This window comes from Vreelandella olivaria, from assembly GCF_023507745.1.
Taxonomy (GTDB): Bacteria; Pseudomonadota; Gammaproteobacteria; order Pseudomonadales; family Halomonadaceae; genus Vreelandella; species Vreelandella olivaria_A.
Map to the genome: position 1 here is coordinate 1 of NZ_JALPZO010000002.1, position 1,353 is coordinate 1,353.

Sequence of the window (1,353 nt, forward strand, 5' to 3'; positions counted from 1 at the left end):
CTAATACCTCCTGGCCTTCACCATTGACCAGCCCCGCGACGGTGAAGCCATCCACGCTTTGCTCGATGCCGGTGTACGTGGTGGTGCCGCTGTTGGCGGTGACGGTAGCAGTGGCTTTATCGATGGTCAGTTCACCATCGATAAAGGTCAGCAGATAGTTCTGGGCATCGCCACTGGCGGTATGGGCATAGTGACCGGCATGGGTGCCGCGTCCGCCACTCAGTTGAACGTCTAATACTTCCTGGCCTTCACCGTTGACCAGCCCCGCGACGGTGAAGCCATCCACGCTTTGCTCGGTGCCGGTGTAGGTGGTGGTGCCACTGTTGGCGGTGACCGTCGCCTGGGCCTTGTCAATGGTCAGTTCACCATCGATAAAGGTCAGCAGGTAGTTCTGGGCATCGCCGCTGGCGGTGTGGTCGTAGTTGCCTGCGTTGGTGCCGCGTCCGCCACTCAGTTGAACATCTAATACTTCCTGGCCTTCACCGTTGACTAAACCCTCGACGGTGAAGCCATCCACGCTTTGCTCGGTGCCGGTGTAGGTGGTGGTGCCGCTGTTGGCGGTGACAGTCGCGCTGGCTTTATCAATGGTTAGCTCGCCATCCACGAAGGTCAGCAGATAGTTTTGCGCATCGCCGCTGGCGGTGTGGTCGTAGTTGCCTGCGTTGGTGCCGCGTCCGCCACTCAGTTGAACATCTAATACTTGCTGGCCTTCACCGTTGATTAAACCCTCGACGGTGAAGCCATCAATGTTCTGCTCTGTACCGGTGTACGTGGTGGTGCCGCTGTTGGCGGTGACGGTAGCAGTGGCTTTATCGATGGTCAGGGCGCCGTCGACGAAGGTCAGCGCGTAGTTGCCATCGCTGCCACTGGCGGTCAGCAGATAGCTGCCGGCGTTGGTGCCGCTGCCACCGCTGGTGGTGACGCCGGTCAGCACGCTTACGTCCTCGCCGTTGACCAGACCGCTGGCGGTAAAGCCCGACACATTCTGCTGCTGGCCGTTGTAGGTGACGTTGGCGCTGTTGGCGATGACGGTGGCCTGGGCCTGCTCGATGGTCAGGGTGCCTTCGTCGATGATCAGATCGTAGCCCTGCTGGGTGGACCAGAGGCCATCGAGGCCGAGCGTGTGGGTGCCGGCATCGCGCCCGCCGCCGGTGATGGAGTCCGAACCGGACAGCAGGTCGGCATCGTGGGGGTCGATGGTGTAGCCGGCAGCGCCGGTCTGCAAGGTGCCATCGTAGGTGGCGGTGGCATCGTTGGCCGTCACCGTGACAGGCGTCAGGAAGCCGCGCAGCAGCGGCGTGGTATGCCCCTCGTAAATACGCCATACCGTATCGGTGCCGCCCTGGCCGTCGA

Annotated in this window: 1 protein-coding gene; it reads right to left on the reverse strand. The window is 61.8% G+C overall.

Annotation, left to right across the window (positions count from 1 at the left end):
* Positions 1-1,353 (reverse strand): MBG domain-containing protein (locus HP566_RS00010; RefSeq protein ID WP_249975204.1); only part of this gene is annotated, 1,353 nt, incomplete at both ends.